Raw genomic sequence first — 2,942 nt, 5'->3', positions numbered from 1 at the left:
ATATCTGAAAATTTTGGCGCAGATGTTAAATGGGATGGAACACTAAAAGCAGTAAGTATTGTTTATCCAAAGCCATAGAAACTTGAGATTTAAATGGGAAGGGCTTTGAAAAGCCCTTCCTCTTGCATTTTGAAATTTTTTGTTTTTGCATATTATAGGTATTGAGTGTGAGGGGTTGGTTTTTGAATTTTTTTGAAAGAAGGTGAGAATGTGGACCTGTGGAAGCATAGGCATGAAATTAATAAGAAAAAAATAAAGAAGCAAGGCGGTTTTACCCTGATAATTGTACCTCACTATCAAGGTAAAACTGTAAGAATTGTCCTAACACCATTGAGAATTTACACGATTCTTTTTTCAATTGCCCTCATTATTACTTTTTCAGTTTCCTTCGCTGCTTCCTATCGGGAGCTTCTTGCAAATGCAAAAGCACCTTATGTTTATGCAAGTTCTTTGAGTACAGAAGATGTTAAGAACTTACAGTCTTTGCAGGATGAACTTGCGAAAACGAAGGCAGATGTGGAAGCTTTGAAGCAGTATGTCCTTTCCTTAGGAAAGCTTGAGAAGGATGTACGATCTGCCCTAAAACTTGGTGGAGAGACTGTAAGCTTGGAGTCAATCCTTGCACGTCCTTCATCAAAACCTCAAATACAATCTTATACAGAACTTCCTAAGACCTATGCAGAGGTTAGAACTGAGCTTGCAGATACTTCAAAGCAGGCAGTCCAAACAGAGCAAACACTTACCATGCTTCAAGAAACAGCTTATAAGTTTAACCTTATGAAAGCACAGACTCCTGATTACTGGCCACTACAGGGAATGATAACTTCAGGATTTGGCTGGCGCGTAAACCCATTTGGTGGTGGCTGGGAATTCCATAAAGGAATTGATATAGCAAGTTATTATGGAGCACCAATTCGTGCCGCAGCAGATGGTGAGGTTGAATTTGCAGGCTGGAATTCTGGTGGATACGGGAAAATGATTATTATTTATCATAGAGATGGCATTGAAACAGTTTATGGGCATCTTTCAGACATAGCGGTGAAAGTTGGAGATAAGGTTAAAAAGGGTGAGGTTATAGGATATGAAGGTTGCACAGGCTTATGCACTGGACCACACTTACATTTTGAAATAAGAGTCTGGGGCGAAGCCATTAATCCACTTAAATATCTTGAGTAAGGAGGTTTTATAATGGCATTCGGAAGAAGAGAAGAGCAAAAGGAAGCAGTTTCAACAACACAAACGGTAATTGCAAAAGACCTTGCAATAAAAGGTGATGTTAAGTGTGAAGGAGTAATGCGTGTAGAAGGGTTAATTGAAGGGAATATATCAGGAAACGGAGAAATTACGATTGCAGAAAGTGGCAAAGTAAAAGGTGATATTCAGGGAAGAAAGGTCATTGTGATAGGACATGTTGAAGGAAATATTATTGGAAAAGAAAGCGTTGAAGTTTTGGAGCATGCAGTCGTCATTGGAGATATAACAGCAGAGAAAGTTTCTATAGAAGAAGGTGCCTCTGTTGAAGGAAAGGTCGCAACAAAAAAAGCACAACCAATTATAACAGAGCCTCCAAAGAATGAGGAGAAAAAATAGTTTAAGATGAGCCCCGTTTGGGGCTTTTTTGATAAGATATGTTTAAAAACAGGCTTGATGCAGGAGAAAGATTAGCAAATTTAATTTCTGAAAATGGGGTAGTATTTGATTTTCTTTTTGCATGCCCAAGAGGTGGAGTTGAAGTTGCATTTCCTATTGCAAAACAGTTTAAAAAAGAAATAATCCCTTTATTTTCGCACAAAATTCCATCTTCCATAAATGAGGAGTTTGCAATTGGGGCAGTTTCTATTGATGGAGAATACATAATAAATGAGTATGGTAAGTCTGAACCAGGTGAATATTTAGAAGAGATTATAAGAAAGACTGTTGATCTTCTTAAAAAAAGGAAAGACGGTTACGGCGTAAGTTTTGATTTTAGCAGTATAAAGGATAAAATTGTGCTTATAGTGGATGATGGCATTGCAACTGGGGAAACACTGTTTGTTGGGGTTAAAAGTATTCTTAAGCACAAGCCCAAGGAAATTTATGTTGCTGTACCTGTTTCATCTTATGAGGGTTATCTTAAATTAAGCGAGATTTCAAAGGTAATTGCATTACATATAGATAAGTATTTCTTTGCAGTATCACAATATTATGATGAATTTTCCCAATTAAGCGATGACGAAGTCAAAAAATATTTAGCACTATCAAAAGAATTTTCAAAAATCCAAAAAATCGACGGAACTTTTTTGTGAGTTTTGGTATCTAATATGTGAAGGAATATAAGAAAGACTATTAGTTTAAATTGAAAGGAGGTATTGTGTTTCCTCAAGTATACACTCCTACACAAGGTGTATGGAATAATGCTTATGTGCAGGTACAGTTTGCAAATCCATCGTCAGTTTCTGCATCAAAATGTCTTAACTATAGTATCATCAAAACAGGGGCGGTTTTGTGAGGTCCCGCTTATATATCAATCTCTTCGGAAGCTAAAATTACAAATCCTACAACAGGTGAAACATAAACAATCTATGTAAGCACAAACACTCAAGGTGAACCAGCTGGATATGGAAATATTAATATAGTCAGTGCAGTATCTATTTGTTAATGTAAATCCACTTCTTGCAGAGGTGCAAGCAAACTGTATAATACGGTTTACTCCGGATGTAGCTTTAATCCAGAATAAAGACTATGTTTATATTGAATTTCCAGTAGTAAAGAAATTTCCAACCCCTATTCCTAATAATATCATATTTGCTGATAGTGCACGAGTTATATTCCGAATTGGCAAAACCACTAGGAATACCTTATTTAGAGGGGGATTTGAAATTCTCCCCCTCTAACTCCCCCTAAAAAGTCGGAGATCTCTCACATTCGTTCGAGATGACCAAAAAGCAGTCATTCCGAAGCCG

Annotated in this window: 4 protein-coding genes; all 4 read left to right on the top strand. The window is 36.9% G+C overall.

The window, feature by feature from the left end; all coding sequences use genetic code 11:
- Nucleotides 1-210: 210 nt before the first annotated feature.
- The 4 genes from ACP5SP_RS07725 to ACP5SP_RS07710 all read left to right on the top strand — a co-directional run bounded on the left by ACP5SP_RS07725 (nt 211) and on the right by ACP5SP_RS07710 (nt 2,488).
- Nucleotides 211-1,176: a M23 family metallopeptidase gene (locus ACP5SP_RS07725; RefSeq protein ID WP_428067062.1), complete on the top strand. Its 966-nt coding sequence runs from the start codon at nt 211-213 to the stop codon at nt 1,174-1,176.
- Nucleotides 1,177-1,188: 12 nt separating this feature from the next.
- Nucleotides 1,189-1,590 (top strand): bactofilin family protein, encoded by a 402-nt coding sequence (locus ACP5SP_RS07720; RefSeq protein WP_416085545.1) that lies wholly within the window; start codon nt 1,189-1,191, stop codon nt 1,588-1,590.
- Between the two features lie 38 nt (nt 1,591-1,628).
- The gene (locus tag ACP5SP_RS07715) at nt 1,629-2,285 is read left to right on the top strand and encodes a phosphoribosyltransferase (protein ID WP_424587191.1); all 657 of its coding nucleotides are present in this window, start codon (nt 1,629-1,631) and stop codon (nt 2,283-2,285) included.
- Between the two features lie 65 nt (nt 2,286-2,350).
- Nucleotides 2,351-2,488, top strand: a complete 138-nt coding sequence (locus tag ACP5SP_RS07710) for a hypothetical protein (RefSeq protein WP_428067065.1) — start codon at nt 2,351-2,353, stop codon at nt 2,486-2,488.
- Nucleotides 2,489-2,942: the final 454 nt, after the last annotated feature.

This window comes from Caldisericum sp. (genome assembly GCF_049967455.1).
GTDB lineage: Bacteria > Caldisericota > Caldisericia > Caldisericales > Caldisericaceae > Caldisericum > Caldisericum exile_A.
This window is presented reverse-complemented; position numbering and strand designations above follow the sequence as displayed.

What these genes read in the sequence shown, in the direction of transcription:
- ACP5SP_RS07720 (WP_416085545.1), top strand. Translation starts at nt 1,189, where the DNA reads ATGGCATTCGGAAGAAGAGAAGAGCAAAAGGAAGCAGTTTCAACAACA.
- ACP5SP_RS07715 (WP_424587191.1), top strand. Translation starts at nt 1,629, where the DNA reads ATGTTTAAAAACAGGCTTGATGCAGGAGAAAGATTAGCAAATTTAATT.